Origin of the sequence: Paenibacillus sp. BK720 (genome assembly GCF_011761545.1) — a bacterium.
GTDB lineage: Bacteria > Bacillota > Bacilli > Paenibacillales > Paenibacillaceae > Pristimantibacillus.
Map to the genome: position 1 here is coordinate 21480 of NZ_JAASRQ010000006.1, position 16961 is coordinate 38440.

A 16961-nucleotide genomic window follows, 5' to 3' on the forward strand; every position below is an offset into this window, starting at 1 on the left:
GACTCAACTTAGGAGCCAACCTTTTATAAATTCGCCGTTACGTCTTTATTTCCTGCTGACCGCCCGGATAGCTTCCAGCAGCTGCTTATCGTTCTTCTGGTCTTTAATCCATTTCACTACGGCCTGCTCCAAAGACGACGCCGTCTTCGTGTCGATTTCGCCTGTAACCGGCAGTCCGGATGCGTTCTGGAAATCCTTAACGGCCTGCTCGGTGGAAGGATTGAAATAGCCGTCCTCCCGCTGCGTGGCGTAGCCAAGGCCGGACAGCATGACCTGCGCGTTCCGGATCTGCTCGCCCAGCATATCCTTGCGCAAGGTCTCCGTTAAGGTAAGCCTTGCCACCGTATACAGCTTCGGCGGCTGTACTTCCACCGTTGGCTTGATCCCCTTCTGATGAATCCAATTGCCATCCGGCGTCAGCCATTTCGCAATCGTCATTTTCACCAGGCTGCCATCCCCAAGCGTCTTGTTATAGCTGACTTGTACCGTTCCTTTACCGTAGGAGGTTTCCCCTACGAGAGTGGCCCCGGCCCGCTCCTGCAGGGCCCCGGCGAGAATCTCGGAAGCGCTCGCGCTTCCTTTGTTCATCAGCACGGCAATCGGATACGTCTTGCCGCCGCCCTGCGAGGTTGTTTTCTCGCGGTGGCCGTCGCGGTCTTCGACCTGCACGATCGTCTCGCCCTTCGGTATGAACTGCTGCGCGATATCAACCACAACCGGCAGAATACCGCCCGGATCGTTCCGCACGTCAATAACAAGACCCTTCATGCCTTGTTTCTCCAGCTTGGCGAGCTCTTCCTTGAAACGGTCCGCCGTGTTAAGGGAGAACTGACGGATCTCAATCACGCCTACGCCGTCGCTGCGCAGATTCGCGTATACCGTCTCTACATCAATGTCGTCGCGGACAAGGATGAGATCGATCGGCTGGGTATTGCCTGCACGCTCAATCCGAAGCTTCGCTTTCGTCCCCCTGGGACCACGGATCTTCGCGACTGCATCATTTAACGTTAAGCCGTCCAGCTTCTCGCCGTTGACCGATAAGACGACATCCTTGGCGAGCAGTCCGGCGCGTTCTGCCGGCGAGCCTTTGATTGGCGCGACCACCACGACTTTTCCTTTTTCGAGTGTAACCTCGGCTCCAATGCCTGAGAACGACCCTTCGATAGACTCGGAAAACTGCTTGGCGACATCCTTTTCCATATAGACGGAATAAGGATCGTCAAGCGATTCCATCATCCCTCTGACCGCCCCGTCCACCAGCTCGTCCCGGTCGATATCCTTGAAATATTTGGTTTCGATTAACCCCAGAACCGCATTAATCTTCGACTCTTCCTTCTTGCTGAGCCCGCTTCCTTCGCTTGACGCGGCAGCCGACACGGAAGCCTGCTTGCCGTTAGCCCAGAAGACCTGGTCGCCTATCGTTAATGTTACGAGCACCGATGCCACCATCGTCATCAGAAGAAGGACAAACACGGTTCTTCCTTTAAAATACACGTTCGACACCACCCTATCCTTAACGCTAACCTGTTTTGAAGTGAACCTCATTAGTATATGATAAGCTGTCCATATTTATTTACAACTCTTCCTAATGCAGGAGAAGGCATACTGGCGAATAAACGGAACAATTCCGCATTCCCGGTATGCCTTCCAAGCAAAAGTTATTTCAAATAGCCCGCCGGATCAACCGCTACCTGGTTTTTCCGGACTTCGAAGTGAAGATGCGGTCCTGTCGAATCGCCGGTATTTCCGGACTCCGCGATTTTCTCGCCCTTCTTCACGCTTTGGCCTTTTTCCACCATAATGCCTCCATTGCGGAGATGGCCGTACAACGTCCATAGGCCGTTGCCATGATCGATAATAATCGTATTGCCGTATCCGCTCCATACTTGGGCAACGATAACAACGCCCGATTCAGCGGCGTAAACATCCGTGCCCTGCGGCACTGCGAAGTCAATACCGGCATGAAGCTTCTTCACATGGGTAATCGGATGGATCCGGTAGCCGAAGTTCGAGCTGATCCGGTAATTGCTGCGAAGCGGCATCCCCAGCTTGCCGCCGGAGTATGGCTTTTTGATCGCGTTTTTCTTCTTGTTCAGATCGGATACTTTCTTTGCAAGGGCAAGCAGCTGCTGCTCCTGCTCCTCGCTGATATCCTCGAGCTCTTCCATTTCCTTGTTGTAGTTCGCGATGAGGACTTCCTTTTCTTCCTCTTTTTCATCCAGCTCCCCTTTGTACTTCTGGAGCTTGGTATACATCGTCTTTACTTCTCCAAGAGCCGTTTCGACGTTTGCTTTCTTCTCCTCTACCATCGCCTGATCCTTCTTGTGCTGCTCGAGAATCGTGCGGTCCTGGCTCAAAATGGAGTGAAGCGAATCAAACCGGTCAAGAAAATCCGAGAAGCTGGTGGCGCTGAACAGGACCTCAAGGTAAGAAACCGCGCCGTTCTCATACATCAGCTTGAGGCGGGATTGAAGCAGCTCGTCCCGCTCCTTCACCTGCTCTATGGCCGTGTCCAGCTCCTTGGCAGCCTTCTGAAGCTCCGCTTCCTTCGTATCCACTTGGTCTTGCACGTAATTGAGGTTGTCCGCAACCTGATCCAATTGCGCGTTTAGTTTAAGGATGGCCTGTTGGGCATCTTCCTTCTTCACGGCAATATCGGCCTTCTTGGCATCGGCATTTTTGGCGATTTTCTGCGCCTCTTCAATCTGTTTCTTTGCCGCGGCAAGATCCTTGTTGATTTTATCTATGGAGGATGCGGCATTTCCGCCAACAGGCTGCAACAAAAACACAGTCAACATCGTTAGGACGATAAACCCTTTTTTCACACTCACCTGCGCGGTCACCTACACTTTCAAATATTTTCGAACGGATAACGTACTTCCCCATACGCCAATCAAGGTACCGAGACCCATAAGCAGGACGGTGATTTTCCATCCCAAATCCTCTACCGGTATAAGCTTGATCATCAGCAGACCCAATTCCATTTCGTTCATGTTCACCAGCTTCGAGTAGGCCAGCAGCACAACGATGGTCGTAATGCCCGAAGCCACAATTCCGATCAAGGCGCCTTCTACGAAGAACGGCCAGCGGATGAACGAGTTCGTCGCCCCTACCAGCTTCATAATGCCAATCTCGCGCCGTCTTGCCAGAATCGTCATTTTGATCGTTGTAGAGATCAGGAACATCGCGGTTATGCCTAGGCCGATAACGATAACAAGACCGATATTGCGGATCGCATTCGTAATCTTGAACATCTTCTCGACCGTGCCTTGGCCGTATTTGACGCTTGTAATCGGCTTCGTCTTATCGGCGTTGTTCAACGCCGAAATCTCGTCTGCCGTCACCCCTATGTTCTGAGGGTCAAATACCTCGACGGTAAAGGAATCGGGCAGCGGGTTGCTGTCTTTATCGTAGCCGTCTAACAAGGCATCGCCGTCTTTGCCGAGGTTTTTGCGAAGCAGCTCGAGCCCTTCCTCCTTGGACACGAATTCGACTTTGCTGACGTCGGAGAGCTTGCGGATTTTGTTCTCCAGCTCATTGGCCTTCTGCTGATCGATATCGGTCTGCAGGTAGACGCGGATTTGCACCTGGCTCTCGATATTCGAAGCCATGCTGTCGATGTTCAGTGCCAACAGGACGAATACGCCAAGCAGGAACAGCGAGAAAAAGATCGAGCTGATCGAAGCGAAGGACATCCAACCGTTGCGGATGATGTTCTTGAAGCCTTCGCGGCAGTGGCGGAGGAGCGTGCTAATTCTCATACCCGTACTCCCCTCTTGCTTCGTCACGGGCAATGTTGCCGTTCTCGATGGCGATGACGCGTTTGCGCATCGTGTTCACGATTTCTTTGTTGTGCGTAGCCATTACGATTGTTGCTCCGCGGAAGTTGATCTCCTCGAGAAGATTCATAATGCCCCACGAGGTCTCCGGATCCAGGTTGCCGGTCGGCTCGTCCGCTACGATAACGGTTGGGTTATTGACGATGGCGCGCGCGATAGCGACACGCTGCTGCTCGCCGCCGGACAGCTGGGCCGGCAGGCTGGAATGCTTATGCTTAAGTCCGACAAGGTCGAGCACTTCCATCGTCCGCTTTTTGATAAGGCGGCGCGGCGCTTCGATAACTTCCATAGCGAAGGCTACGTTTTCGTAGATCGTGAGCTTCGGAAGCAGTCGGAAATCTTGGAATATAACGCCGATATTGCGTCTAACGTACGGGATTTTACGGGGTTTGAGCTTGCCAATATTGAAACCGTTGACGGAGATTTGGCCTTTCGTTGGCACTTCTTCACGGTAGATCAGCTTCATGAAGGTAGATTTGCCGGCGCCGGACGGGCCGACGAGGTAAACAAATTCATTGCGATCTATTCGAACGGATACGCCGCGCAGGGCGTGAGTACCGTCGGTGTAAGTCTTCCATATGTCTTGCATCTCTATCAACATTATCACATCCTGTTTTTTATCAGTCTTACTAATTCGACAAGGATGTACGAAATCCTTCATATTGGGTCTTATTTCCTCATTTTTCACAATTCTCATAAACCATTGAATCGTTGATTTCCCTGGAAATAGGCCTTGCTTTCGACAAACAGAGCCTGTCGTCTATTGGCGAAATTGAACAATAACCGGCAAATGACAAGTACCTTTCAACACCTGCATATACATGAAACATTGCCATTTTGAACGGAAAGGGTGGTCTTATCATGTGGAAAAAGCTGCACTTGTGGGTCATTATCGTGTTTGCGCTGCTCTTGGTCGCATCCGTCGGCTACGGCGCCCTATCCTATTATTCCGGGCAGGATACCGTACCCGAGAAGGTTACGGCCGGAGGGGTAGATATCGGGGGGCTGTCCATAGACGATGCGCTGAAAAAGCTGGATCAATACGAGCAGCTGCTGGAGAGCCGTACGGTTACCGTCGAGGGAAACGCCGAAGCTAAGGCGGAGGGCAGCCAAACGTGGAAGGCGGCAGAGATCGGCTATAACGCTGAGTTCGTCGGGGTGAAGGAGGAGCTTAAAAAGCTTCGCGCCGGAAATGTATGGACCCGCTCGAAATTCCGCTATCATTTCCCCGCCTCCTTTGAGCTGAAGCAAAGCTATGATCCGGCCGTCTTCGACAAGCTTGTCCGCGCGGAGTTCGATTGGATTGACACCAATAAGCCCGTAAATGCCACGCGTAAAATAACGGAAAACGACGAGGTCGTCTACACGGCCCACACCGACGCTTACCGGATCGACGTTGGACCATTGGAGGAAAAGGTGGCTTCGTGGATCACCGTGCCCGAAGGCCAGCTCGGCAGAGAGCCGGAGCAAGCGCTGACCGTACCGCTTGGCGTAAAGACGGTTCATCCGGAGATTACGCTGGAGAAGCTGAAGGATGAAGGCATCGACCGCAAAATAATGGAGTTCACAACCGACTTTGCAACAAGCGCCGAAGGCCGGGCCTACAACGTAACCTCAACAGCCAAGGCGTTAAATGATTGGGTGCTTAAGCCTGGAGAGGTGTTCTCGTACGGAGACGTAGTCGCGAAGACCGAAAAGGAATACGGCTATAAGGAAGCGCCCGTTATTTCGAACGGCAGGCTTGTGCCGGGTATTGGAGGCGGGATCTGCCAGGTGTCCAGTACGCTGTACAACGCGATTATCCGCACGGCCGGGATAGATATCGTAGAACGGCGCAATCACTCCCTGCCCGTCGCTTATCTGCCGAAAGGCCAGGATGCCACCTTCGCATCCGGCTCGATCGATTTCCGTTTCCGTAACTCGACCGGCAAACAGCTGATCATCCGTACGGTTGTGGAGAACCGCAAGCTGACGGTGAAGCTCTTCGGGACGATGCCGGAGAATATCCGCTACGACATTGATTCAAACATCGTCAAGACGGTGCAGCCTGCCGTGCAAAAGGTAACGGACAAATCGCTCGGCGCAGGGCAAAGCGTTACCGTTCAGAAAGGCTCCGTTGGTTACGTAGTGGATACGTACCGGACCATGTACAAAGATGGCAAACAGGTCTCCCGCGAGAGGATCTCGCATGACACGTACAGAGCGCAGCCAATCGTTGTTCACGTTGCAGCAGGCGCCGGCGGTTCGTCCGGTTCGCAAAGCTCCGGCGGCGTGGTTGAGGATGGGATCTGATAGTATGCTACTCCGCTCGAATGCATCATCACGGCGCGTATCACATTGCACGAAATGCAATATATTTATCCCGATATCCTGCACTTTGTGCAGGATATCTTCTGTTACTGGGCTGCAATGCTCCATTATGCTGTATTCTGTGCAGCGTAAGAGCAAAGCAGCCTGCGACGCAGAGTGTCCTTAAGTTAAGCTGACAAGGACAAAATAAAAAGACTGCCAGCACCGCTAATGGCGGGACTGACAGTCTTCTCTCAAAAAAAATTAACGGCTCTTCTCGGCGTACTCGGTTACCCAAGCGGCGGTTTGCTCCAGCACCTGCTCGGCGCGGGCGATTGCCGCCTCGACCTGTACTTTTGCCGTGCCGCCGTACACATTACGTGCATTAACGACTTGCTCCGGCTGAAGCACGTTGTAGATGCGCTCGTCGAACAGCTGCGAGAATTGCTTGAACTCTTCCAAAGTCAGGTCAAGCAGGTATTTGTTCTGCTCGATGCAGTACAGTACCGTCTTGCCAATAACCTCATGCGCTTGACGGAACGGCAGGCCTTTGCCAACGAGGAAGTCGGCGATGTCCGTTGCGTTCGAGAAGTCCTGGTTAACGGCTTGGCGCATCTGCTCTTTGTTCACCTTCATCGTAGCGATCATCGGAGCGAAAAGCTGAAGCGCGCCTTGCATCGTTTTCACCGTATCGAACATGCCTTCCTTGTCTTCCTGCATATCCTTGTTGTAAGCAAGCGGCAGAGATTTGAGCACCGTCAGGAGGCCGACAAGGTTGCCGTAGACGCGGCCCGTTTTACCGCGGACAAGCTCCGGAACGTCCGGATTCTTCTTCTGCGGCATAATGCTGCTGCCCGTGCAGAACGCGTCATCCAGCTCAATGAAGCGGAATTCCGTGCTCGACCACAGGATCAGCTCTTCGCTCAGACGCGAAAGGTGCATCATGATAATGGAAGCGTGGGACAGGAACTCGAGGATGAAGTCGCGGTCGCTTACCGCATCCAGGCTGTTCTCGTATACGCGGTCGAACTTCAGCTGGCTGGCGACGAAATGGCGGTCGATCGGGAACGTAGTTCCCGCCAAGGCGCCGGCGCCCAGCGGCAGCATGTTGATGCGCTTGTAGCTGTCCTGCAGACGCTCCAGGTCGCGGCCGAACATCGAAACGTACGCCATCAGATGATGAGCGAACAGAATCGGCTGCGCGCGCTGCAAATGCGTGTAGCCCGGCACGATGGTGTCGATGTTTGCTTTCGCTTGCTCGATCAGCGCGGATTGCAGCTTTTGCAGCATGTCCACGAATTCAACGACGCGTTTGCGCAGGTACAAGTGCATGTCCGTTGCCACCTGATCGTTGCGGCTGCGGCCGGTGTGAAGCTTGCCGCCTACCGGACCAACATCGTCGATCAGCGTTTTTTCGATATTCATATGAATGTCTTCATCGGAGATGGAGAACTCGATATCATTGCGTTTGATGCGCTGCAGCACGCGGTGCAGGCCGTCCTTGATCGCCTCTACGTCGTCCGCAGGCAAAATGCCTTGCTTGCCAAGCATCGTTACATGAGCCAGGCTGCCCTGGATGTCCTCTTCGGCAAGCTCTTTATCGAACATAATGGATGCCGTATATTCCTCTACCAATTGGTCGGTCTTCTTCGTGAACCGCCCGCCCCACAATTTGCTCACTTGGTACACTCCCTCCCGAAATTGCCATAAAGGCCGCTAGATGCATCGCACATAACGGCCTAGATGACTATTCGGTTTATATTATTTCTTGCTTTGTTCCACGCCGGACGATACTTTCAGGCGAAGAGCGTTCAGGCGGATAAAGCCTGTAGCGTCGCCCTGGTCGTACGCTTGGGAAGGATCGGCTTCCATTGTCGCGATATCCGGATTGTACAAGCTCACCGGGCTCTTCACGCCGGCGCCGATTACATTGCCTTTGTACAGCTTCAGGCGGACGACGCCCGTTACGTTCTTTTGCGACTCGGTTACAAGCGTTTGGAGCGCTAGACGCTCAGGCGCGAACCAGAAGCCGTTGTACACGAGCTGCGCGTATTTCGAGATCAGGGAGTCGCGAAGGTTCATAACCTCGCGGTCCATGGTCAGGGATTCCATTTTGCGGTGCGCGGTGAACAGGATTGTACCGCCCGGCGTCTCGTACACGCCGCGGCTCTTCATGCCAACGAAGCGGTTCTCCACCATGTCCACGCGGCCTACGCCGTGCTTGCCGCCCAGTTCGTTCAATTTATCCATCACTTGCAGCGGGCTCAGCTGTTCGCCGTTGATCGCGATACAGTTGCCTGCTTCGAAAGTAAGCTCTACGTATTCCGCTTGATCCGGAGCTCTCTCCGGGGATACGCTCAGCACGTACATTTCTTCGTTGGACTCTGCGCTTGGATCGAACCAAGGATCCTCGAGCATGCCGGACTCAAAGCTGATGTGCAGCAGGTTGCGGTCCGTCGAGTAAGGCTTGGAAGCCGATGCCGTTACCGGAATGCCATGCTTCTCGGCGAAAGCGATCATTTCCGCGCGGCCAGGGAATTCTTCCCGGAAGCGCTCTTCGCGCCAAGGCGCGACAACCTTGATGTCCGGAGCAAGAGCGGCTACGCCAAGCTCGAAACGCACTTGGTCATTGCCTTTGCCCGTTGCGCCGTGCGCAATCATCGTAGCGCCTTCCGCGCGGGCGATTTCAACCATACGCTTCGCGATCAGAGGACGGGCAATGGATGTGCCAAGCAGGTATTGGCCTTCGTACAGCGCTGCCGCTTGGAACATCGGGAAAATAAAGTCGCTTGCGAACTCAGCGCGCAGGTCATCGATGTATACCTTCGATGCGCCCGTTGCCAGAGCTTTTGCTTCAAGGCCGTCGAGCTCTTCTTTTTGACCGATGTCGGCCGTAAACGCAATGATCTCCGCATCGTACGTTTCTTTCAACCATTTCAAGATAATGGACGTGTCCAGACCGCCGGAATAGGCCAGTACAATTTTTTCCTTCGCCATAATTTCTCCTAGCACCCCTTTGAATTATTGAAAACTATTTCAATGCTACATGATTGCTGCCATAATCGCTTTTTGCGCGTGCAGACGGTTTTCCGCCTGGTCGAAAATAATCGAGTTCGGGCCGTCGATAACGCCTTCGCTTACTTCCTCGCCGCGGTGTGCAGGCAGGCAGTGCATGAACAGGTAATCCTTCTTCGCGTATTTGGCCAACGCTTCGTTCACCTGGAAGTTGGCAAAAGCAAGCTCGCGCTCCTTCTGCTCCGCTTCCTGACCCATGCTGGCCCAAACGTCCGAGTATACCACGTCCGCATCGGCAATCGCTTCCTTCGGATCGCGGCACAGGTGAATACGAGCGCCGGTTTCCTTCGCGTTGTCGATCGATTGCTTCAGAAGATCCGCGTCCGGCTCGTAGCCTTCCGGCGTCGCGATCGAGATATCAACGCCCAGCTTCGCAGCGCCCATCATCAGGGAATGAACTACATTGTTGCCATCGCCGATGTAAGCCAGCTTCAGCCCCTCAAGACGTCCTTTGTGCTCAAGGATGGTCTGGTAATCCGCCAGCGCCTGGCAGGGATGCGACAAATCCGTAAGACCGTTAATAACCGGGATCGTTGCTCCGCGCGCCAGCTCCACCACGTTGCGGTGAGCGAACGTACGGATCATGATGCCGTCCAGGTAACGGGACAGCACTTGCGCCGTATCCAGAATCGGCTCGCCGCGGCCGATCTGCAGGTCGTTACCGCTCAGGAACAGCCCTTGGCCGCCCAGCTGGTAAATGCCAACCTCGAACGATACGCGGGTACGGGTGGACGATTTTTCAAAAATCATGCCAAGCGTCTTACCCTTCAGCGGCTGATAAACCTCGCCGGCCTTTTGCTTTTTCTTCAAATCGATCGCAAGATCGATCAGGTACCGGATTTCTTCCGGCGTGTAATCCAGAAGCATAAGAAAATCCCGGCCTTTTAGGCTTGCCGCCAAATCTTCCTTTACTGTATCTACCATTGCGTAACCCTCCTAAAACCTATATTTCAATTTCCAGCCCTTAGGCTTTAACCGCGTTAGCCAACAATTGCTTTAGAGTCGCCACAGCCTGGTCGATCTCTTCCTTCGTCACCAGAAGGTTAGGCAGAAGACGCACGACGTTTGGTCCTGCGGAAATGACGAGCAGGCCTTGCTCTTGCGCCGCCGTCAAAACGGGGCCAACCGGCTCCACGCATTCGATTCCCACGATCAGGCCTTGGCCGCGTACTTCCTTCACGAACGAATTGCCCGCGAGCTCCTTCTTCAGCTCATCCATCAGATAAGCGCCCATCTCGGCCGCACGCTGCGGCAGGTTCTCGCCAACAATCGTCTCAACCGTTGCTTTAACCGCTGCCGTCGCGATCGGCGTGCCGCCAAAGGTAGAACCGTGGCTGCCCGGGCCAAACGCTTCGCGAAGCTTATCCTTCGCCACCGCCGCGCCAACCGGGAACCCGCTTCCGAGACCTTTTGCCAGCGTGAAAATATCCGGCTCGATGCCGTAATGCTCGTAAGCGAACAGCTTGCCGGTACGGCCCATGCCCGTCTGGATCTCGTCGATGATGACCAGAATTCCGTTCTCTTCGCACAGCTTCACCAGGTCTTCCACAAACGCCTGATCAGCCGGGAAGATACCGCCTTCCGCCTGGATCAGTTCGAGCATCACGGCCGCCGTTTTATCGGAGATCGCCGCTTTCAAAGCTTCGATATCGTTATAAGGAATGTATTTGAAGCCTTCCGGCAAAGGAGCAAAGCCTTCCTTCACCTTCTCCTGCCCGGTAGCTGTCAGAGTTGCCAGCGTACGGCCGTGGAAGGAGGATTCAAACGTAATAATTTCGTATCGTCCGTTGTTCAGTACCTTCTGCTGATAACGGCGAGCCAGCTTGATCGCCGCTTCATTCGCCTCCGCGCCGGAGTTGCAGAAGAAAACGGCATCGCCGCTGCTGTTCGAAGTAATCAGATGCGCCGCCTCTTCCTGATTCGGAATGCGGAACAGGTTCGACACATGCCACAGCTCATCCAGCTGCTTGATCAGCGCTTCTTTTACCTTTTGAGGCGCATGGCCAAGGTTGGTTACGGCAATACCGCTCATGAAATCGAGGTATTTGTTGCCCTTATCATCCCACAGCCAGCTTCCTTCGCCCTTCACAAGCGCGATTGGATATCTCGCATACGTTGGCAGCAAGGATTGCTCGGGCGCTGCCGCTACTTTCGTCTCGCTCATCGACTATAACCGCCTTTCTCTACTCCTGTACGATTCTTGTGCCTACGCCGCCTTCTCGCACGGCCCGGCTAAGAACACCCGGCTCTTCGCCGCTGACGATAACAACCTCGCGAACGCGCCCTTGAATGCACTGCACCGCCGCGCGTACCTTCGGGATCATGCCGCCGTAAATCTCGCCGCTTGCAATCATCTCTTCTATCTCTGCTACGGTGACGGAAGGCAGTACCCTCTTCTCGCCGTCTACCGTGCGCATAATGCCCGGCACGTCCGTCACCACGATCATCTGCTCCACGCCAAGATGGGAAGCAACGGCGCCTGCCGCCGTATCCGCGTTAATGTTGTAGCGCTGACCGTTTGCATCAATTCCAATCGGAGCGATAACCGGCATATAGCCCATCGTCATAACGCCTTCGATTACTTCCGCATTCACATCCGTTACATCCCCGACAAAACCGATTTCCGCGCTGTTAGCGACCGGCTTCGCCTGGATCAGCAAACCGTCCACGCCGGAGAGGCCAATCGCCTTTGCGCCGTTTGTCTGGATTTTACGGACGATTTCTTTATTGATTCGGCCCGCAAGCACCATCTCGACCACGTCGAGCACGGCGTCATCGGTCTTTCGCAGGCCGTTTACGAATTCCGTCTCAATGCCAAGCTTCGTCAGCGTCTCGGAGATCGCCGGGCCGCCGCCATGGACGATAACCGGATGAACGCCGGACTCTTGAAGCTCGCGCAGCTCGCCGAAGAAGGAATCCGGAAGCGCAGCCAGCGTGCTGCCGCCGCATTTCATTACAAAACGTTGTGCCATCGTTAATCCGTTCTCCTCTGCCCTAGCGTTACGTACGGTATGCCGCGTTAATGCGGACATAATCGTAAGTCAGGTCACAGCCCCAAGCGGTTGCCGTGCCGTTGTCCATATGCAGGTCGACGCGGATCACAACCGTATCGCCCTTTAGGTATTCCAGTGCCGCATCTTCGTCAAAAGCAACCGGACGGGAGCCTTCCAGCGTCACGATATCGCCGATCCGCACGTCCACCGTATCCGGGTTCACCGGCTGGCCTGCGCGGCCCACCGCCGCGATAATCCGGCCCCAGTTCGCGTCAGCGCCAAACACCGCGGACTTCATCAGGGAAGAGCCGATAACCGTCTTCGCAATCGCCGTAGCCGCTTCGTCGTTCACAGCGCCGTGCACTTGCACTTCAACCAGCTTGGTTGCGCCTTCGCCGTCGCGGGCGATTGCTTTTGCCAGCACTTCGCACACATAACGAAGACCTGCCGAGAAAGCCGCCCAGCCTTCATGCTCCGGCGTCAGCTCGCTATTGCCGGCAAGACCGCTCGCCATGGCCACCAGCATATCGTTGGTGCTTGTATCGCCGTCAACCGTAATCATATTAAACGTATAGTTTGTCGCTTCGCGAAGCAGCGTTTGAAGCGCAACGCTTCCGATTGCCGCATCCGTAGTCACAAAGCCAAGCATCGTGGCCATGTTCGGATGAATCATGCCGGAGCCTTTGGCCGCACCGGCAATATGTACCGTCTGGCCGTCGATCTCAACCGAGACGCATACCATTTTTTGCACAAGGTCCGTGGTCAGAATTGCTTGACAGAAGCCGTCAGCCGCATCGCGGTCCGTCTCCAGCTTCGCCGGAAGAGCGTCGATACCCGCACGTACCTTATCCATCTTCAGATTCTCTCCGATCACGCCCGTCGAAGCGACCGCAACCTGATCCGCGGACACGCCAATAGACTCGGCAAAACGCGAACGCATCTCGTAAGCATCGTCTTCGCCTTGCTTGCCCGTTACCGCGTTGGCATTGCCGCTGTTCACGATAACGGCGCGCAGGAAGCCATCCGATTCAATGCTCTCGCGCGTCACCTTGATTGGCGCAGCTTGAAACACGTTTGTGGTGTAGACGCCGGCGGATGCCGCCGGCACTTCGCATACGATTGCGCCAAGATCATGGCGGGTTGTCTTCTTCAGGCCGCAGTGGAGACCACCGGCTCTGAATCCTTTAGGAGTCGTAATCGATCCGTCCGAGACGACCGAATACAGCGCTTTAGCTTGTTGCACCTGTCCCATTTCTCCTCGTTTCTCCTTCACCTTGTACGAATAATTGCTCAATTCTAAAATGAATAAGTATAAAGAATATTCTTAATGCCATATTTTCAAGATCACGGATATACCGGCACGAACTGCAGGCCAAGGCCTTCATCCCAGCCCATCATCAGGTTGAGGTTCTGAATCGCTTGTCCCGACGCGCCTTTAACAAGGTTATCAATGATCGAAATAATCGTAATGCGGCCCGTTCTTGCATCGTAGTTAAAAGCAATATCGCAATAGTTGGAGCCCCAAACTTCCTTCGTCTGCGGCAGAACGCCTTCCTTGCGGATGCGGACGAATTGGCGGCCTTCATAGAATTGCTTATAGAGTTCAATAAAATCGGCGGCGTTATGCTCGCCCTTCACCGTAGCGTACATGGTCGACAGGATTCCTCTTGTCATCGGCACCAGATGCGGCGTGAACGTGGTCACAACCTCCCGGCCTGCCGCTTCCGACAGCACCATCTCGATTTCAGGGACATGCTGATGCTGATTTACTTTGTAGGCTTTGAAGTTCTCGTTCAGCTCGGAGTAATGGGTGCCAAGGCTTGCGCCGCGGCCCGCGCCGGACACGCCCGATTTCGAGTCGATAATAATCGTTGCCGGATCAATCCAGCCTGCCTTCACGGCAGGAACAAGACCAAGCAGCGCGGACGTTACGAAGCAGCCCGGGTTCGAAATAAACGAAGCGCCTTGCGCTTTGTCGCCGTTAATCTCAGGGAGAGCATAGAGAGCTTGCTTCAGGTATTGCTCATCCGCCGGTGCTTTTTTATACCATTTCTCGTATAAAGCCGTATCCTGCAGACGGAAGTCTCCGGAAAGGTCAATGACCTTCAGGCCGGCATCCAGCAGCTGCGGAGCAAGCTTAGCCGCCACTCCGGCCGGCGTTGCCGTAAAGACGACGTCAGCCTTCGCTTTGATCCCCTGCGGATCCACGTCGTCAAGCAAAGCGGTCTGAATGTCCGTCAAATGAGGGAACCATTCCGCGATCGGCATTCCCGCGCTGGACGAGGAAATAACCGACGTAATCTCCACCAACGGGTGGCTAGCCAACAAACGAATAAGCTCAATACCGCCATAACCGGTAGAGCCGACGATCGCAACCTTCAATTTCTCGCTCATAACGTTCTCTCCCTTAAAGAAGTTGAACCCGAAGCATGGATTCAACTTACGTAGATCATCTAAATCTATATTGTACATGAATTAGGTTCACATGGAAATATTACGTTGTTTCGTATTATTATACAGTCCTATTCATATTAATACAATGAAAAAAAGATGTCATTTTCCGTACAATTTATTCCGATTTGAACCCCTGCCCGACAACCTCCGCCGTGTTGCTGATAATGACGAAAGCACCCGGATCCGCCGCTCTTACCAGCTGCTTCAGCTTGGCCACCTCCATCTGTCCCACAACGACCATCAGCACCTGGCGCTTCTCGTTCGTGTAGCCGCCATGCGCATCCAGCTTCGTAACTCCACGGTCGAGGTCATGCAGGATGGCATTCACGAGCAGATCGGCATGGTCGCTGATAATAAAAGCAACCTTCGAGAGCGGAATGCCGCTTTGAATAATATCAATCGTCTTGCTGGTGACGAACAATCCGATCAGGGCATACAAAGCCGCCTCCGGCGAGATAAAAATACCCGAAGCCGCGATCACGCAGCCGTCAAAGCAGGCCACCGCAAGCCCCAGCGGAATGCCGGTATAACGGTGCAGAATCTGCGCGGCCAGGTCAAGGCCTCCGGTTGAGCCCCGCCCTCGGAATACGATGCCAAGCCCGATCCCTACGCCAATGCCCCCATAGATAGCCGCAAGCAGCATATTATCGGTAGGCGGCGACCAGTCAGCCGTAAGCAGGACGAATAAAGGAAGCACAATGGTGCCAAGCAAGGTTTTGAGCGCAAACCGTTTGCCGAGCAGGAACAGCCCCGCCAGGAAGAGCGGAATATTCAGCGCCCATTGGGTATAAGCCGGCGTGATGCCAAGCGTTTTATGCACAAGGATGGATATGCCCGATACGCCGCCGGAAGCGATTGCATTCGGTGCGAGAAAAAGATTAAAGCTTAGCGCTACTACAAACGAACCTATAATGACCTGCAAAAAGCTCCAGAAGACATCAAGCGACGTCGCCTTTCTGCCTGCCGGACGCCTGCTGCGTTTTGAAACCTTTACCCCGTTATTCTTGCTGTCCATGGATCACCATGCCGCCTCTCTGTCAGTCAATCTCTGTTATGTTATTCATGCCGCGCATGTCTTTCCATCGTATGTATTTCTGATCACGCACAAAAAAAGAAGAGTTCCAACCTTAATAAGTGTTGGAGCTCTTCCCCAAAGCTATGCATATAAACTTGCCGTTTCCTTAGTCGTGACGGATCTGACTGCGCAAATAACCGTCGATAAAAGCATCCAGGTCGCCGTCCATTACGGCGCCAACGTTGCCCGTCTCCACCGAGGTCCGGTGATCCTTCACCATGCTGTACGGATGGAAAACGTAAGAACGGATCTGGCTGCCCCATGCGATATCCGACTGCTCGCCGCGAATCTCGGCAAGGTGCTTCTGCTGCTCTTCGATCTTGCGCTCATACAGCTTGGAACGGAGCATGTTCATCGCGCGCTCGCGGTTCTGAATCTGCGAACGCTCCTGCTGGCAGGCTACGACAATCCCTGTCGGGATATGCGTAATCCGGATCGCCGACTCCGTCTTGTTGACGTGCTGGCCGCCGGCGCCGCTCGCGCGGTACGTATCGACCTTCAGATCCTCGGTACGGATCTCGACTTCGATATCCTCCGTAATCTCCGGCACAACATCGCAGGATACGAAGGACGTATGTCTGCGGCCGGAGGAATCGAACGGCGAGATACGGACAAGACGGTGAACGCCTTTCTCCGCTTTCAGATAGCCGTAGGCATTATATCCTTTAACCGCGATCGTTACGCTCTTAATGCCCGCTTCATCGCCATCCTGATAGTCGAGTACTTCAACCTTGAAGCCCCTTTTCTCCGCCCAACGCGTGTACATCCGGTACAGCATTTGACCCCAGTCCTGCGACTCGGTGCCGCCCGCGCCCGGATGCAGCTCGAGAATGGCATTCAGCTTGTCGTACGGCTGATTCAGCAGCAGCTGCAATTCAAAGCCGTTTACCTTCTCGTTCAGGGAAGCAATGCCTCCAACGACTTCCGCCTCCAGCGTATCATCGCTTTCTTCGTCAGCCAGCTCAATCAATGTCTGTAGATCTTCGCATTCCGTATTCAGCCGTTCATAATGCTCAACGACCGACTTAATCGCATTCAGCTCGGAAATAATGCCCTGCGCCTTCGTATTATCGTCCCAGAAATCCGGCGCGGTCATCTTCTCCTCAAAGTTTGCGATATGCTCCAGCTTCAGATCTAAGTCAAAGAGACCCCCTGAGTTCTTGGAGCCGCTTCGCCACTTCACGCAAATCCTGTTTTACGTTTGTTTCTATCATCGCGTAGCTTCACCTCAAAATT

At 54.0% G+C, this 16961-nt stretch carries 14 protein-coding genes; 1 reads left to right on the forward strand and 13 read right to left on the reverse strand.

Annotated features, from left to right (window positions below):
* Positions 1 to 45: 45 nt before the first annotated feature.
* From FHT67_RS21875 to ftsE, 4 genes are all read right to left on the reverse strand, one after another.
* Positions 46 to 1494, reverse strand: a complete 1449-nt coding sequence (locus FHT67_RS21875) for a S41 family peptidase (RefSeq protein ID WP_132308905.1) — start codon at positions 1492 to 1494, stop codon at positions 46 to 48.
* A 164-nt stretch (positions 1495 to 1658) separates the two neighbouring features.
* Positions 1659 to 2831, reverse strand: a complete 1173-nt coding sequence (locus tag FHT67_RS21880; RefSeq protein WP_132308903.1) for a murein hydrolase activator EnvC family protein — start codon at positions 2829 to 2831, stop codon at positions 1659 to 1661.
* A gap of 12 nt (positions 2832 to 2843) precedes the next feature.
* Entirely contained in the window at positions 2844 to 3761 is a 918-nt protein-coding gene (ftsX, locus tag FHT67_RS21885) for a permease-like cell division protein FtsX (protein ID WP_132308901.1), read from the reverse strand.
* Positions 3751 to 4437: a cell division ATP-binding protein FtsE gene (ftsE, locus tag FHT67_RS21890; RefSeq protein WP_132308981.1), complete on the reverse strand. Its 687-nt coding sequence runs from the start codon at positions 4435 to 4437 to the stop codon at positions 3751 to 3753. Before ftsE ends, ftsX begins: the two co-directional genes overlap by 11 nt.
* Before the next feature lie 263 nt (positions 4438 to 4700).
* Between ftsE and FHT67_RS21895 the strand changes: the two genes are divergently transcribed.
* Entirely contained in the window at positions 4701 to 6131 is a 1431-nt protein-coding gene (locus FHT67_RS21895) for a VanW family protein (protein ID WP_167201339.1), read from the forward strand.
* 261 nt (positions 6132 to 6392) lie between these two features.
* On the opposite strand, the gene argH is transcribed toward FHT67_RS21895, so the two are convergent.
* The 9 genes from argH to prfB form a co-directional block, all read right to left on the reverse strand.
* Complete coding sequence (argH, locus tag FHT67_RS21900) at positions 6393 to 7808, reverse strand: argininosuccinate lyase (protein ID WP_132308897.1); 1416 nt, start codon at positions 7806 to 7808, stop codon at positions 6393 to 6395.
* Positions 7809 to 7889: 81 nt separating this feature from the next.
* Positions 7890 to 9125: an argininosuccinate synthase gene (locus FHT67_RS21905; RefSeq protein WP_116393584.1), complete on the reverse strand. Its 1236-nt coding sequence runs from the start codon at positions 9123 to 9125 to the stop codon at positions 7890 to 7892.
* Positions 9126 to 9170: 45 nt separating this feature from the next.
* A complete protein-coding gene (argF, locus tag FHT67_RS21910; protein ID WP_132308895.1) occupies positions 9171 to 10127 on the reverse strand; it encodes an ornithine carbamoyltransferase in 957 nt (318 codons plus the stop codon).
* A gap of 40 nt (positions 10128 to 10167) precedes the next feature.
* Positions 10168 to 11367 carry an acetylornithine transaminase gene (locus tag FHT67_RS21915; RefSeq protein ID WP_167201340.1) on the reverse strand — a complete coding sequence of 400 codons (1200 nt, stop codon included), beginning with the start codon at positions 11365 to 11367 and terminating at the stop codon, positions 10168 to 10170.
* A 19-nt stretch (positions 11368 to 11386) separates the two neighbouring features.
* Positions 11387 to 12175, reverse strand: a complete 789-nt coding sequence (argB, locus tag FHT67_RS21920; protein WP_132308891.1) for an acetylglutamate kinase — start codon at positions 12173 to 12175, stop codon at positions 11387 to 11389.
* Between the two features lie 28 nt (positions 12176 to 12203).
* Positions 12204 to 13448 (reverse strand): bifunctional ornithine acetyltransferase/N-acetylglutamate synthase, encoded by a 1245-nt coding sequence (gene argJ, locus FHT67_RS21925; RefSeq protein WP_167201341.1) that lies wholly within the window; start codon positions 13446 to 13448, stop codon positions 12204 to 12206.
* Positions 13449 to 13540: 92 nt separating this feature from the next.
* Positions 13541 to 14590, reverse strand: a complete 1050-nt coding sequence (gene argC, locus FHT67_RS21930; RefSeq protein WP_167201342.1) for an N-acetyl-gamma-glutamyl-phosphate reductase — start codon at positions 14588 to 14590, stop codon at positions 13541 to 13543.
* 175 nt (positions 14591 to 14765) lie between these two features.
* On the reverse strand, positions 14766 to 15665 hold the full coding sequence (locus tag FHT67_RS21935) for a YitT family protein (protein ID WP_167201343.1): 900 nt from the start codon (positions 15663 to 15665) through the stop codon (positions 14766 to 14768).
* Between the two features lie 166 nt (positions 15666 to 15831).
* A protein-coding gene (gene prfB / locus FHT67_RS21940; RefSeq protein WP_167201344.1) for a peptide chain release factor 2 occupies positions 15832 to 16939 on the reverse strand; the annotation gives its coding sequence in 2 pieces (ribosomal slippage) (positions 15832 to 16866 and positions 16868 to 16939; 1107 coding nt in all).
* Between the last annotated feature and the right edge of the window lie 22 nt (positions 16940 to 16961).